12 protein-coding genes and 2 tRNA genes are annotated in these 14,947 nt (G+C 58.0%); 2 read left to right on the top strand and 12 right to left on the bottom strand.

The features are described 5' to 3' along the window. Nucleotides 1-43: 43 nt before the first annotated feature. Together ACT3TS_RS17310 and ACT3TS_RS17305 are read right to left on the bottom strand one after the other, a co-directional pair. Nucleotides 44-1,918 carry an integrase gene (locus ACT3TS_RS17310; protein ID WP_444532771.1) on the bottom strand — a complete coding sequence of 625 codons (1,875 nt, stop codon included), beginning with the start codon at nt 1,916-1,918 and terminating at the stop codon, nt 44-46. After that, complete coding sequence (locus ACT3TS_RS17305) at nt 1,902-2,660, bottom strand: TnsA-like heteromeric transposase endonuclease subunit (RefSeq protein WP_444532770.1); 759 nt, start codon at nt 2,658-2,660, stop codon at nt 1,902-1,904. The genes ACT3TS_RS17310 and ACT3TS_RS17305 overlap by 17 nt, the downstream gene beginning before the upstream one ends. Nucleotides 2,661-3,152: 492 nt before the next feature. On the opposite strand from ACT3TS_RS17305, the gene ACT3TS_RS17300 reads away from it, so the two are divergent. Next, nucleotides 3,153-3,704, top strand: coding sequence for a flavin reductase family protein (locus ACT3TS_RS17300; protein ID WP_444532769.1), 552 nt, complete (start codon nt 3,153-3,155; stop codon nt 3,702-3,704). Between the two features lie 58 nt (nt 3,705-3,762). Here the strand turns inward: ACT3TS_RS17300 and ACT3TS_RS17295 are convergent, their stop codons facing one another. Together ACT3TS_RS17295 and ACT3TS_RS17290 are read right to left on the bottom strand one after the other, a co-directional pair. Continuing rightward, a complete protein-coding gene (locus ACT3TS_RS17295; protein WP_444532768.1) occupies nt 3,763-4,461 on the bottom strand; it encodes a rhomboid family intramembrane serine protease in 699 nt (232 codons plus the stop codon). A gap of 247 nt (nt 4,462-4,708) precedes the next feature. Beyond that, entirely contained in the window at nt 4,709-5,251 is a 543-nt protein-coding gene (locus ACT3TS_RS17290) for a peptidylprolyl isomerase (protein WP_444532767.1), read from the bottom strand. 109 nt (nt 5,252-5,360) lie between these two features. Here ACT3TS_RS17290 and ACT3TS_RS17285 point away from each other — a divergent pair, with 109 nt between their 5' ends. Then, nucleotides 5,361-6,392: a hypothetical protein gene (locus ACT3TS_RS17285; RefSeq protein WP_444532766.1), complete on the top strand. Its 1,032-nt coding sequence runs from the start codon at nt 5,361-5,363 to the stop codon at nt 6,390-6,392. 531 nt (nt 6,393-6,923) lie between these two features. Here ACT3TS_RS17285 and ACT3TS_RS17280 read toward each other — a convergent pair. The 8 genes from ACT3TS_RS17280 to recF form a co-directional block, all read right to left on the bottom strand. Next, nucleotides 6,924-6,999: transfer RNA gene (locus ACT3TS_RS17280), tRNA-Ala, on the bottom strand. Between the two features lie 40 nt (nt 7,000-7,039). Next, the gene (locus tag ACT3TS_RS17275) at nt 7,040-7,159 is read right to left on the bottom strand and encodes a DLW-39 family protein (protein ID WP_444532765.1); all 120 of its coding nucleotides are present in this window, start codon (nt 7,157-7,159) and stop codon (nt 7,040-7,042) included. 36 nt (nt 7,160-7,195) lie between these two features. Further along, nucleotides 7,196-7,269 (bottom strand) — tRNA-Ile (locus ACT3TS_RS17270). A gap of 129 nt (nt 7,270-7,398) precedes the next feature. Then, complete coding sequence (locus ACT3TS_RS17265; protein ID WP_444532764.1) at nt 7,399-7,953, bottom strand: DUF3566 domain-containing protein; 555 nt, start codon at nt 7,951-7,953, stop codon at nt 7,399-7,401. After that, a complete protein-coding gene (gene gyrA, locus ACT3TS_RS17260) occupies nt 7,950-10,604 on the bottom strand; it encodes a DNA gyrase subunit A (protein ID WP_444532763.1) in 2,655 nt (884 codons plus the stop codon). The genes ACT3TS_RS17265 and gyrA overlap by 4 nt, the downstream gene beginning before the upstream one ends. A 70-nt stretch (nt 10,605-10,674) precedes the next feature. After that, nucleotides 10,675-12,705, bottom strand: a complete 2,031-nt coding sequence (gyrB, locus tag ACT3TS_RS17255; RefSeq protein WP_444532772.1) for a DNA topoisomerase (ATP-hydrolyzing) subunit B — start codon at nt 12,703-12,705, stop codon at nt 10,675-10,677. A 396-nt stretch (nt 12,706-13,101) separates the two neighbouring features. Then, complete coding sequence (locus ACT3TS_RS17250; protein WP_444532762.1) at nt 13,102-13,692, bottom strand: DUF721 domain-containing protein; 591 nt, start codon at nt 13,690-13,692, stop codon at nt 13,102-13,104. Further along, nucleotides 13,685-14,932: a DNA replication/repair protein RecF gene (recF, locus tag ACT3TS_RS17245; RefSeq protein ID WP_444532761.1), complete on the bottom strand. Its 1,248-nt coding sequence runs from the start codon at nt 14,930-14,932 to the stop codon at nt 13,685-13,687. The genes ACT3TS_RS17250 and recF overlap by 8 nt, the downstream gene beginning before the upstream one ends. Nucleotides 14,933-14,947: the final 15 nt, after the last annotated feature.

Here is a 14,947-nt window from a genome sequence, read left to right as displayed (position 1 = left end):
ATGTCACACCCAAATGCCAGAATAGGACCCATCAGGCAGACGGTCAGCCCTGATCCAGCAGAAACCGCGCCTCATGAAATTTCGAGGCTAAGCCGTGGTGTTTCTTGGCCATGAGCCGTTTGGAAAGGTTGAGGTCGCTGCGTGAGAGGATCTCCTTTGACCGCCATTTCTCCAGCAATTCAAAGACCGCTTGTTCCGGATCCACATGCCGGTTCTCCCTCCGGGCCACCTCGCGGGCGTACTCAGCGGCCTTTTGCGAAAATGGGGCATCCAACATAGGTGCATGCTCCCACTCCAGGCGATGCCATCGGTGTTCATCGGGATCCTTGAAATACACGTACCTCACATCATGGGTGTCATAGAAGAACGGCCATTTCCCGGCATTGGCACCGCGTTCTTTCGATTTCATGTTCCGATACTTATTCAGCACCACCGCGTCATAGCGCTGGCCCTTGATCTCCACCCCGTAATGCTGGATCGAACGCCAATGAACAGCCAGAAAATCAAAAACAAGATCCTCCGAGGCCGGTAACCTCAAGTGCCCAGTCTTGGCCAGCCCAGCTTCAAACATTTCCACAGGAGACAACGCAATACCTGGTACTTCCGGGATGCACAGACCGGCATGAGAGCTGCGGTGATAGACAGTCGTAACCCAGGCACGGATCATGCTCTCCAACTCAGTGATGTAGTAGACGGCCTTGTTCTCCACATTGTCACCACGCGAATGCACATCCGGGCCCTTGTAACCAGGAAGATGCTGCAAGAACGATTGCCGCAAGGTCCTAAAGAACCGCTCTACAGCTGGTTTATCCGTCGGCTTATGCGGTGTGGCCGGCTGAATATTGATCCCTGCCCGCGCACACGCACCCCTGACATGATCAGAGAGATAAGCCTTTCCATGATCAACAACAATCGTCCCCGGAACAGCCCCCAACGGCGCCTTATCCTCCCCTGTCCCGATAATGAGATTGTGTGGGACCCCGTGATAGGGGAATCCTCGTGTGTCTTCCTCCGGTGGCGCCACCACTTGATAAAGCACATCGGCAATGTCACGGGAATCAGTAGAAATCGGCGCCAACCGTAGACCGACGATGCAGCGGCTGAACAGATCAATGGCGACCGTCAGTTCAACAGAAACCCACCGACCAGTACCCTCCTCCAAGGCAAAAACATCCAACGGCGTCGAATCCAACAACACATACTCACCCGGATACTGTGACCGCAACCGCCCATACATTCCCTGCGGCCGCTCAGCAATCGACCGGCGAGCTTTCCCCTGGCCGAACGCCTGCCTGCCCTTGGCCAATTCATCAACACGTTCATAAGCGACGGTTCTGCTGGGAAAAGTAACTACTCCCGGCCCAAATTCTTCAGTCAGCAAACGCTGAACTCGACCAATAACAGCCTTCTTCGTGGGTGTTGATTCATAAACCAGTTCAGCAAGGACCACCAAACAAGCTCTGTCCCAGCGTGGGTCGATCCGGGATTCGTATTTGCGGGTGGCCAGGCTATCAATCAGACCGGGCAGTCCCGCGCTCCGGTATTCGGCAATCTTGCGGCGCATGGTCCGTACCGTGACACCTTGGCGTTCAGCAGCCTGGCGGACGAGCTCACTCTGGGTAGTGCCCTCGGCCTGGTCGGAGTCCAAAATTCCCAGAAGCTCCCGCTCCAGAGAATGCAGTTCTTTCAACCTTGCAGGACTCAGCCGAGACAGTGTCAACGACATCGGTTCGGTAACAGAAGCATCCTGTTCCCCGTCCGGACCGATATGGGCTCGTGAGATCAATGCGGCTCCGACTCTCCGCAAGGTTTTTCCATTGGAAACCAAGATTGAGGCACCCGCAATTTCCTGCACGGTCCACATCTGCCCATCGAGCCAAACCGCTGACCCTACGATGATGTCAAACGTTGATGGCATTGAATCCTCCAGATCCACGGAATAGAACACTGCCCTCGCGCAGTGGCCATTTCATGTCAAAAGACAATGCTCCACACCACAACAAGTGCAACAACGCCGTACGCACGAGATGCTCGTTTCCACCGCGCAAAATGCGAGCGTCGATCACTTCGCCAAGAGTCTGCCCCTCGCTAAATGCATCCATGGTGGAGATCAATTCATCATCACTGACAAGTGGACGACGCCTTGCCGATCCCAAGAACTTTGTGTTTCTAAGGAGAGTTGATGACGCGCCAGACCAAACTTCATAGTCCCAGCCGCGTTCAGTACAAACCTCGCCAGTCCATTTGAAGACGGCGGCCGTGTCAGGATCGTCCAATCGGTGTTCTGGCTTCACGTCCACGACGCGAACTCGACCCGATTTCATCTGAAGCATGATGTCAGGAACATGGCGTCGGCTGCGTCCTGCGCACCAACCGGTCATTTCAAATGGTTGAGTAGCGATCCACTCAACAGTGGGATCAAAGTCCTTGAGCCACAAGCAATCCAGTTCCAGAAGGCTCTCGTAGATCAAGAACGACTCGGTAGTCGCTGACCAAAACAAGCCTGGGTAGTTTCTCTGACGCCGGTACGTTGGCGGCTTCCGCACGGGGAGACCATGGAGCACAGCGTCCGCGTCAGCCTCACTGAAGCGCGTGCTGACCTCACCCCTGCTGATACAGAGGTAACGCAGAGAAGCGTCTCGACCCTGGATTCCGGCCATGCCACCAGTATGCGACTGGTGACACGAATTCCGGACTGGTGACACGCTGGTGACATGAAATCCGGATTAGTGACACGTAGCTCCGGATCCTACAGTGCACCACAGCCCCACAAGATATGTTATTGTCCCCAAGGTTCTCCACACTGTGGATAACTTTTTCCCACAACCCACAGACTTGTCCACCAGGGTTGATAACTTCTTCGAACTGTCCACAGCCGGTCTTCGAAACCCGAGTTGTCCCAAGTTGTTCACAAAGTTATCCACAGAAGTGGATAACTTTGTGTCTGTTTACAGTGATGCACTGCAAGAAGACCGCCAGAAAGTAATCCACAGCTGTGGAATTACATGTGTGTAACTTATACCCAGTGTGCATAACCTTGGGGACAACCCCTTGTACGACTACTTGTCAGGTACTAGAACTACAGCTCTGTAAGTTATACCCATGTGTGGACAGTGCTGTGGACAACTGTGGATACGTGCGACGATGAGGTCATGGAATTAGTTGACGCCCTTGATATCCGCAGGGTTTTCCCACAGGGTCCGACACAGGACCAGATCGATGAATTTCGCCGACTCGGGGCCGAACAAGCCAGTGGGGTGGCAATCATCAGCACCAGAATTCGTAACCGTGACTACGCAGCCACCGTCAGCGCCTACCTGTCAGTGTCCTACGACCCTCCGACATTGTTGGTCAGCCTCTACGCTGAATCCAGGATTGCGCTGGCAGTGGCGGAGTCGGGATCCTGGGCGTTGTCGCTTCTCACAGCTGAGCAGAAGCCCCAGGCGAATTGGCTGGCCAGTCCGGGAACGCCGGTGGAGGGGCTGCTCAATCAGATAGATTTTAGGCGCGGGCCACTCACAGACAATGCAGTAATTGCGGGAGCGCTGGCATTTTTTGAAGTAGAAACGACTGCCATCCACGAAGCGGCAACGCATCTGCTGGTCGTGGGGTCGGTGGTTTCCATGGGCGAGGACGCAACCTGGAAAAAGGACCTCTCACCGTTGCTTCACTACGGCGGCGACTACCGCCGGCTCAAGCCATAGTCCTCGCGCTGGTTGTGGCCCTGCCAGTTGGTCGTTAGCAGTTAGCCAACGGATGTAGCTAGAACGGGAAGGTTGAGACCTTGTACAGCGTCAGGACAACCAGAAGCACCACGACGGCCGCAATCCCGCCCCATTGGACCAGGTTGCGGCTCTTGGCCGGTGCGTAGGCAATGGCTGCCGTGCAGAGGGCGCCGGCGATCAGCCCGCCAAGGTGTGCCTGCCACGCAATGTTGGGGATCACGAACCCAATGGCAGCGTTGATGGCCAGCAGCACCAGAATTTGCCGCAAGTCTCCGCCACGTTTCTTCTGCACCACAAAAAGTGCGCCAAACAAGCCGAAGACTGCTCCGGAGGCGCCAACGACAACTGTGTCGATGGGTGAGAGCAGCAACACGCCCACCGAGCCGGCAAATGCGCTGACAAGATAAACGGCCAGGAAACGGACTCGGCCAAAGGCAGATTCGAGGGCATTTCCCAAAATCCACAGGGCATACATGTTGAACGCAATGTGCATGATGTTGGTCGAGTGCAGGAAGGCCGAAGTCACCATCCGCCAGGGCTGCGACTCCGTCAGGAACGGGGCGTAGGCAAAATTTTGAAAGATGAAGTCCTTGGGGATCGCCCAATCCAGCGCGAAGGCCACTACACAGATTGCCATCATGGTGATTGTGACAACAGGTCGGCCGGCACGGGCCACGCCGCCAAACAAGGTGCGCCGGGACGGAACTGACTTTGTCGCCTCGCGGACACAGTCCACGCACTGAATTCCCACAGCGGCGCTGCGCTGGCAATCCGGGCATGTTGGCCTGCCACACCGCTGACAGCTCACATAGGAGACACGGTCGGGGTGGCGCGGGCAGACAGGGGCTCCTGTGGAGGATCCCTTGACCGGAAATGCAGAACTCATGGATTGGGTCCTAATGGGAAGAATATAAGGAAGGCTTTGGCCGCCGGGTCCAATCGGAACCAGCGGCCAAAGCCCTGAAAACTAAAGCAAGTGCTGCTTAGAGCTGCTCAACGGTGACGGAGTTGATGACAACATCTTCGCGGGGCTTGTCGCCTGCGCCGGTTGCCACACCCTCAATGGAGTCCACAACGGTGCGTGACGCCTCATCGGCAACCTCACCGAAGATTGTGTGCTTGCCCTGCAGCCAGCTGGTGTTCACGGTGGTGATGAAGAACTGTGAACCGTTCGTGCCGCGGCCACCCTGAATGCCGGCGTTGGCCATGGCGAACTTGTAGGGGTCGTTGAAGTTCAGATCGGGGTTGATCTCATCGTCAAACTGGAAGCCGGGGCCGCCAATTCCACGGCCCAGCGGATCGCCGGCCTGGATCATGAAGTCTTTGATGATGCGGTGGAAAATGGTGCCGTTGTACAGCGGGGCGTTGGTTTTTTCACCGGTGGCCGGGTGTGTCCATTCAATGGATCCGGTCGCCAGGCCAACAAAGTTGGCCACTGTCTTGGGGGCGTGGTTGCCGAAGAGGTTTACCACGATGTCGCCAAGGCTGGTGCTGATAGTTGCTTTTGCGGTTGGAATAGCAGTCATGGCGATATTCTGCCATGAGAAGGTGGGAATTTTCTGATAAGAACCAGCATTCCGCGCCCGGCGAACTGGCATTGATAGCAAGAGCGCGATTGGGGACGTAGGCTAAAACATGAAACTGCTGACATATGGAGGAAACGTGAAGAAGGTTGACCGCTTAACCCAAGGTTTGGAAGACTCACTCAATACTGGTGTGGACAACGCCAGGGACTGGGCCACTCCCCATGTGGAAAACGCCAGGGACTGGACCGCCCCCCGTGTGGAGGCAGCGCTTGGCTGGGCTGTCCCGCGCATCGAAAGGGGCATTGAACAGGCCTCCCCCGTCGTTCAGGACAGCCTCCGCAAGGCTGCCCAGTACACAGCCGACGGCGTTGCTGCCGTGACACCAAAACTGCAGGAAGGACTTGAAAAGTTGGCTCCAAGAATTTCAGACGCCGTTGATGAGGCTACTCCGCACATCCAGGATGCCCTGGGCAAAACCGGCCCGGCCATCACGTCCGCGAAGGACAAGGTCGTCGGCGACTACATCCCGCGTGTCTCCGGCAAGCTCGGTGACGCCGGCCACGCCGTCGAAGTTGCACTGGAAAAGTCCAGGGTTTCACATCAGGTCGAGGTTGCGGCCGCGAAGCTGACAGGCAACAAGAAGGCTCTGGCCAAGGCTGAAAAAGCCGCGTCCGAGGCCGCCAAGAAATTTGCTGCGGAAATGAAAAAGGCCGCAAAAAAGGACAAGAAGTCCGGCAAGGGCTGGCTCGTGGTTGGCATTGTTGTGGCGGCAACTGCTGCCGGTGTCGCTGTCTGGAAGGCGTCCAAGCCCGTGGCCGACCCCTGGAAGACGCCTGCCCCCACAACCCACGCTCCCGCTACGGTCCCTGCCCCCGTTCCCGCGGACGACGGCGCACCCAAGACCGCGGAGAAGGCCGCCGATTCTGTGGCCGAGAAGGCAAAGGAAACCGTGGCCACTGTTTCGGAGAAGGTTTCACAGGCTGTGCCGAAGCCCGCTTCAAAGCACGTATCTGAGGCCAAGGACAACCTCTCCGGTGCCGCTGACGACGCCAAGGAAGCCGCAAAGGATGCCAAGGACGCGGCTGTCCACACCGTGAACGATGCGGCACCGAAGCCAAAGCCGACAGAGCCCAAGAAGTAGCCCGCAACGCCCGGTGACCCGGGCGCGCCAAGGGCCAGGCAAGCCGCTGGGCGACCAGCTGCCGCCAAGTACCGGGCATGTGGAAGTGGGGCCGGGATCATAGTGATCCCGGCCCCACTTTTGTTTATGGTCCAAATTCCTGCAAATTGACGCCGCTGCATCCTGGCGGGCTGGCGGCGGACCACAACAATGGCCAGGACGCCTCATGCTTCGAGCGCAGCGGACTTGTTGGCAGGCCCTTGCGCCGCTCGACCGGCGAACGTGTCAACGGCTGCCAGAGGGTCTCACAGCAGAGCCTCGGTCGAGACTGCCATGTCCAACCCGCTAATCACCGCCGCGCCAGCCAGCTCCGTCCCCAAGCGCGGCTGGAGCGGTGTGGCCGGCTGGCGGGCTGACTGCCAACCCCGGGCCATACACACATTCTGGCCGCTAACCCGCTAACCCGGAACCCCGGAACCCCGGAACATCAGGGAAGGATATGGGTTAGGGAAAACAAAACAACCCCGGTCCGAAGACCGAGGTTGTTTCTCATGGTGGAGGCACGGGGACTCGAACCCCGAACCCCCTGCTTGCAAAGCAGGTGCGCTACCAATTGCGCCATGCCCCCATGAGGCTGATTCAGTATATATGAAACAAAACCAAAAGATTCAATTTACTGAATCAGTTGCCCTGCTCCACGTTGTCTTCACAACTTTGGATTTCCGCCACTTCTTGTTCAAGCAGATCGCACCAGCAAGAGCCGCGGCCAAAATTAGCAACTTCTTCACTGCACACCATCCTTGAACTAGAACCGGCAGGTTCCGTGGGCGTACCTGGACTTGAACCAGGGACCTCTTCGTTATCAGCGAAGCGCTCTAACCGCCTGAGCTATACGCCCTCATTGACCCTCAGCGGGCCGAGATAAAACTTTACCCCACACATTCCCAAAGTCCCAAATCGGCGGGCCCCTGGGGTGCCCGGACCCGCCGATTCGCGGAATTTGTGAAGTATTTCAGTGCTTCTGACGTCAGTCGTCGGTCAACGTGACGCCGATGCCGCCGACAAGTGTGGCGGAGATGTTGTACAGCCAGGCCGAGAGCACCGAAAGTGTCGTCAACAGCACGACGTTGACAACGGCCACAATGGTTGAGAAAGACGCAACCTGGCCCAGGGAGGCAATGCTTAAAACATCAAAGGGTGTGCCACCCTCCTGGCCTTGAATGTCATTGACGAATGCGTTGATCGTGTCGAACAAGCCAATGGTGTCCAATACGGCCCACAGCACAATGGATGCCACGACTGTGACAATCCCGAGCGCCACGGACAGCAGGAACGCCATCTTCAGAACCGACCAGGGGTCAACCTTGCTCACCAGCAGGCGTGCGCGGCGCGCCTTGGCCTTGGGAGCAGGCTTCACCAGCGTGGGCGGAGCCGTCGGCTTGGCTGTCGGTTTGGGTGTCGGGCGCTTGGCAGCTGAAGCTCCAGCAGCCGACGGAGCACCAGCTGGGCGCTGCGTGGGGCGGGCCGGGGCACCTACCCTTGGTGCGGAACCAGGCCGCGGGATCGGTTTATTGGTGCTCAATCGGTACCTCCAGTTGTTCCGTCATTACCATTTAACGGTACTTCATCAATCTGCTGGGTTCCTGCGGACCCGCCATCGGCGGCAGGTCCGGCTGTGTCGGATGGCTCTGTTTCGAGTGATTCTTCATCTTCCACCAGCCCACGCTCACTGTTGCGTGCAATGCCAATGATGCGGTCATTCTTCTCCGGCTTGGCAAAAATGACACCCATCGTGTCGCGGCCCTTGGCGGGAACCTCCGATACGTCGGAGCGGACGACCTTGCCGCCGCTCATGACGACCAGAACCTCATCATCGCCTTGAACAATCAGCGCCCCGATGAGGTCGCCACGGTCCTCCACAAGCTTGGCAACCTTGATGCCCAACCCGCCTCGGCCCTGCAGACGGTATTCGCCGACGGCCGTGCGTTTCGCGTAACCGCCTTCCGTGACAATGAACACATAAGATTCATCGGTCACAACAGCTGCGGACAGCAATTCATCAAAGTCACGGAACTTCATGCCTGTCACGCCCGAGGTGGCCCGTCCCATGGGGCGAAGTGCCTCGTTGGTGGCTGTGAACCGGATTGACTGGCCCTTCCGGGAAACCAGCAGCAGGTCATCAGTGTCGGAAACCAGCTGGGCCGAGACAAGCTCGTCGCCGTCGCGCAGGTTGATGGCAATGACTCCCGCTGAACGGTTCGTGTCATAGTCCTCGAGTGAAGTCTTCTTGACCAGACCATTCTTGGTGGCAAGGACCAGATAGGGGGATTGCTGGTAGTCCTTCAACTCCATGACCTGGGCAATTTTCTCATCCGGCTGGAACGCCATCAGGTTCGCCACGTGCTGGCCCTTGGCATCCCGGCCGGCCTCGACCAGCTCATAGGCCTTGGCCCGGTACACGCGGCCGAGGTTTGTGAAGAACAACAGCCAGTGATGGGTGGTGGTGACAAAGAAATGCTCGACGACGTCGTCGCCGCGCAGTTGCGCGCCCTTGACGCCCTTGCCGCCGCGGTGCTGTGTGCGGTAATTGTCGCTGCGGGTGCGCTTGACGTAGCCGCCGCGAGTGATGGTGACGACCATTTCTTCTTCAGGAATGAGATCTTCCATACTCATGTTGGGGTCGTACCCCATCATGATCTCCGTGCGGCGGTCGTCACCGTAGCGGGTTGTAATGTCCGCAAGTTCCTCGCTGACAATGCCTCGCTGAATTTCAGGATCAGACAGAATCCGGTTGAACTCGATGATCATGGATTCCAACACGTTGAAACGGTCAGTGATCTTCTGGTGTTCCAGGGCCGCGAGGCGGCGCAACTGCATGTCCAGGATCGCCTTGGCTTGGATCTCGTCGATCTCAAGCAGCTGGATCAAGCCGTCGCGGGCTTGCTCAGTCGTGGAAGAGCGTCGGATCAAGGCAATGACTTCGTCAAGGGCATCCAGGGCCTTCAACAGTCCACGCAGGATGTGAGCCTCTTCCTCCGCCTTGCGCAGGCGGAAGCGGGTGCGCCGGACAATGACATCCATCTGGTGGGTGACCCAGTGGCGGATGAATGCATCCAACGGCAGTGTGCGGGGCACGCCGTCGACAATGGCGAGCATGTTGGCGCTGAAGTTTTCCTGCAACTGCGTGTGCTTATACAGGTTGTTGAGTACAACCTTTGCCACCGCGTCACGCTTGAGGACGATAACCAAACGCTGGCCCGTGCGGCCGGAGGTCTCATCACGCATATCGGCGATGCCGGAAATCTTGCCGTCCTTGACCAGATCGGCAATCTTGATGGCCAGGTTGTCAGGGTTTGCCTGGAACGGCAGCTCGGTGACCACCAGGCAGGTGCGACCCTGAATTTCCTCAACATTGACGACGGCGCGCATGGTGATGGACCCGCGGCCGGTGCGGTAGGCGTCTTCAATGCCCTTGCGGCCCAAAATCTGTGCCCCAGTGGGGAAGTCGGGGCCCTTGATCCGCTCAATCAGTGCTTCCAGGAGCTCTTCCCGGCCCACTGTGGGGTTTGCCAGATACCACTGGACGCCTTCGGCGACTTCACGCAGGTTGTGGGGCGGAATGTTGGTGGCCATGCCCACGGCAATGCCTGAGGAGCCATTGACCAACAGGTTCGGGAACCTGGCAGGCAAAATTTTCGGCTCTTGGTTTTTACCGTCATAGTTGTCCTGGAAATCGACGGTTTCCTCATCGATGTCGCGGACCATTTCCATGGCCAGCGGTGCCATCTTGGTCTCGGTATAACGGGGTGCAGCGGCGCCATCGTTTCCCGGAGAACCAAAGTTGCCCTGTCCCAGGGCCAAGGGATAGCGCATGGTCCAGTCCTGGATCAAGCGCACCAGGGCGTCATAAATGGAGCTGTCGCCGTGGGGGTGGTACTGGCCCATGACTTCCCCGACAACGCGGGCACACTTGTTGAACGAACGCTCCGGGCGGTAACCGCCGTCAAACATGGCGTACAGCACGCGGCGGTGCACGGGCTTCAGCCCATCCCGAACGTCAGGGAGGGCGCGGCCCACGATAACGGCCATGGCGTAGTCCAGGTATGAACGTTTCATCTCCGTTTGGAGATCAATTTGCTCAACCTTGTCGTGCAGTACATTTCCTTCAAGAACGTCATTTGCCGTGGTGTCCACGGTCGGTTCTGAAGGATCCTGAGGTGTTTCGTCGCTCATAATCTTGTATATTCCATTCGCAATATATGTCTGGGTTGCTCTATAACTAGTGGGCTATATCTAACCCCTGCTAGATGTCGAGGAACCTGACATCCTTGGCGTTTTGCTGAATAAAGTTACGTCGTGATTCAACGTCTTCACCCATGAGAGTGGAGAAAATCTGATCAACCTCGGCTGCATCATCCATCGTGACCTGAAGCAAGGTGCGGTGTTCAGGATCCATGGTTGTGTCCCACAGCTCCGTGTAGTCCATTTCCCCCAAACCCTTGTAACGCTGAATTCCGTTGTCCTTCGGGATGCGGCGTCCTGATGCGGCGCCGGCTGCCAGGGCCGCGTCGCGTTCCTTGTCGCTGAACACGTAGTCGTGCGGTGCATTGGACCACTTGATCCTGTACAGCGGCGGCTGGGCCAGATACACGTATCCATTTTCAATCAAGGGACGCATGTAGCGGAACAGCAAAGTGAGCAGCAAAGTGGTGATGTGCTGGCCATCGACGTCGGCATCGGCCATCAAAACGATCTTGTGGTAGCGGGCCTTGTTGACGTCAAAGTCTTCACCGATGCCTGCACCGAACGCGGTAATCATGGCCTGAACTTCGGCATTTCCCAACGCACGATCAAGGCGGGCACGTTCAACGTTGAGGATTTTTCCGCGCAGGGGCAGGATTGCCTGCGTGTTTGGGTTGCGTCCACGCACGGCGGAGCCGCCGGCGGAGTCACCCTCCACAATGTAAATCTCCGACAACGCCGGATCCTTGGACTGGCAGTCCTTGAGCTTTCCGGGCATGCCGCCTGATTCAAGCAAGCCTTTCCGGCGCGTGTTTTCGCGGGCCTTGCGGGCAGCCAGCCTGGCCATAGAAGCCTGGATGGACTTGCGGATTACGTCACGGGCCGGGCCCGGGTTGCGCTCAAGCCAGTCACCCAGTCCATCGGTCACAACCCGCTGGACGAAGCCTTTAACCTCGGAGTTGCCCAGTTTGGTCTTGGTCTGGCCTTCAAACTGGGGTTCTGAAAGCTTGACCGAGATGACGGCTGTGAGGCCCTCACGGATGTCATCACCGGTAAGGTTGTCGTCCTTTTCCTTAATGATGTTCTTTTCGCGCGCGTAACGGTTCATCAGGGATGTCATGGCCGCGCGGAAGCCCTCTTCGTGGGTTCCGCCCTCATGAGTGTTGATGGTGTTGGCGTAGGTGTGGACACTCTCCGAGAAGGATGTTGTCCACTGCATCGCAATTTCCACCGCCATGCTGCGGGAGGAATCCTCTGTTTCAAAGGCGATGACATCTTCGTGCACCGGTTCGTATTTTTTAGAGGTGTTCAGGTGCTTGACGTAGTCAAGCAGGCCGTCCTTGTACTGGTAAATCACTACGCGTTTGCCGGTAGCGACGTCCTTGCCCTCGGGGACCGCGTCCAAGTCCGGGTCCTCGTCGGGCTCCACCTCAACGGTCCGCTCGTCTGAGAGCGTAATCTTCAGGCCCTTGTTCAGGAACGCCATCTGCTGGAACCGTGCACGCAGGGTTTCAAAGTCGAAGTCAATCGAATCAAAGATGCCGGCGTCGGGGTAGAACGTCTGGGTGGTGCCGGTCTCGGTGGTTGTTTCTCCCTTGACCAGGGTGCCCTGGGGCTTTCCACCGTCGGCAAATTTCATGCGCCACACAAAACCATTGCGGCGAATTTCCGTGTCAACCCTGCTCGAAAGCGCGTTGACAACGGAAATGCCAACTCCGTGCAAGCCACCCGACACTGCGTAGCCGCCGCCACCGAATTTTCCACCGGCGTGCAGGATCGTCATGACAACTTCGACGGTGGGTTTGCCCTCTGTGGGGTGGATGGCCACTGGAATGCCGCGGCCGTTGTCCACAACCCGCACGCCGCCGTCGGCCGTCAGCGTGATTTCGATGTGGTCGCAATAGCCGGCCAGCGCCTCGTCCACGGAGTTGTCCACCACTTCATAAACCAAGTGGTGCAACCCGCGGGGGCCTGTGGAACCGATGTACATGCCAGGGCGTTTGCGGACGGCCTCCAGGCCCTCCAAAACGGTGATGTCACTGGCATCGTAATGACCGTTGTCTTTGGCTGGCGCAGCAGATGTTTCGGTAATTGGCGCCGCGCTTGGCTCCGTGCTTTCCGGCTCTGAAATTGCGGCACTATCCGGATTATTCGTCGTCACAGGCGCGTTCGACCCCTTTTGTTGTTCAGCTCGATTGCCAACGCTGGGACGGGCACACGACTGTCACTTGTCTGTGCTTCGTTTCCTCTTGGAAGGCAGATAAATACCGCTCTCAACGTAACCCAAAACCTGCCACAGCGCCGCGGAGAGACGGTTATTGTGTAATTCTACCTTGCAACCGGCCCGCATGGGTGCCCATCGTGCCCTGAAAGGCGAGAAAAGGTACTCAGGACGCAATTGTTATTCCTTCTTTAAGGAGCTGTACGCCCAACGGGGTTTGAATGCCCCTGCAGCGCACCGGCCAGTTTTGCCGGCAGCCACCCAAAGCTATCCATAGGTGTCGCGCGGGCCGCGGCCCTTGACATTCCGGAAACCCTTGCGCCAGCTTGGTGCCGCCGGTCCCAGAACCAGAATCCGGGTCACCACGCCGTGGCCAAGATCCGCATCAAATTTTGCCAGCAGTGACGATGACAGCAGTCTCAGCTGAGTGGCCCAGCTGGTCGAATCACATCTGACGTGCAGGGTTGTGGCCTCAAAACTTTCAGGCTGGCAATGCGCAGCGATTTCCGGGCCAACCAAGGTGTCCCAATGTGCCATGACTGAACCAACGGCAAGCGGAGAGCTCCATCCCCGGTCGGACACCAGCCTGCTCACAACATTCCCCAGCCCCAGGGGGTCCCTGCCACCACCATATTTTGCGTCGAGAAAAGGTTTGCGCTTGTTCTTGGGAACAGCCTTTTCACCCAGCCGGCTCCGCGCAATCCTGAGTTCGCCGCGACTCTTGGCAATCCTGCGCATCCGGTTCAGCGCCGCCTGGGCAGCATCGATTTCAGTGACATGATCCTTGGCAGCCGCCTGGGCTCGGCGCTTCTGGCTGGTTGGATCGTCATTTGAGAAGCCGGGAGGCTGCTCACTCATTGGGGAGCACTCCACCAGGAATTACTTGGACGGTCGAACCCGACAACTCTTCCGGGATGTCCCCGCCCACTGCCGCCGTCACCAGCACCTGCTCCGCGGAAACTACCATCAAGGCGAGTTTTCGGCGGCGCTGGGCATCCAATTCGGCAAAAACATCGTCAAGGATCAGGATTGGCTGGTTCCCGGCCACATGTTTGTCCTCGTCAAGAACGTGAAACGAGGCAAGTCTCAACGCCAACGCAATTGACCACGATTCACCGTGGGAGGCGTAGCCCCTGGCCGGTGCCTGGCCCAACAACAATTCCAGTTCGTCCCGATGCGGACCAACAAGCGACATGCCGCGTTCCAACTCCCGGGTCCTGGAGCGAACCAGTTCGGCACGATATTTTTCGACCAATTCTTCCACCGTGCACAGTGATAGGTCCACATCGTCGTGGTCTCCCAAAGCAGCCCCGCCCTCCGGACCGCCAAGAGTGTTGGGGGAGACGCCGTCGTACTGGCCACCCTGCTCCGGATGGACTGTCGCGTCCAGGTTGCTCCGGTACAGCGCACTCAGAACTTTGGATCCATCGGTGAGCTGGGCGTATGCCTCGGCCAGGTGGGGACGCAGACGGTTGAGCAGATCAAGCCTGGCCGCAAGGAGATTCGCCGCAGCGACCGCCAGATGCTGGTCCCACACATCGAGGGTCGACAGCTGCACCTCGGACACACCAGAGCGGGAAAAATGTTGGGCCCTGGCCGACTTCAACAGCGCATTGCGTTGCTTGAGAACCCTGTCATAGTCGCTGCGGGTGCCGGCATGCTTGGGATGCAGGACAACCAACAGGTCATCCAGAAAACGGCGGCGGTTCCCGGGATCCCCCTTGACCAGGGCCAGATCTTCCGGCGCAAACAGGACAGTGCGGCACAGCCCCAAAATCTCCCGGGACCGGACGGGGTTGGCCCGGTTGATGCGCGCACGATTGGCCCGGGAGGCGTTGATTTCCATCTCAACCATGACTTTTTGCTCACCCCGCACCAGCTGGGCCCGAATGAGCGCCCGCTCAGTTCCGAAGCGCAGGAGTGGTCCATCCTGGCTTACCCGGTGGGAAGCCAGCGTCGACAGGTAACCAATCGCTTCGACCAGGTTGGTTTTGCCCAGGCCATTGGAGCCGACGAGCACGGTAACACCGGGGGAGAGCGTCAGATCCACCTGGGCATAGCTGCGGAAATCGGTTAGGGAAAGGTGTTCAAGATACATGGAGCTGAGATTTAT

The organism is Specibacter sp. AOP5-B1-6, from assembly GCF_052376555.1.
In the GTDB taxonomy this organism is placed as follows: domain Bacteria; phylum Actinomycetota; class Actinomycetes; order Actinomycetales; family Micrococcaceae; genus Specibacter.
Note: the sequence above shows the minus strand (reverse complement) of the source record. Positions and strands in the feature narration are given on the sequence as shown.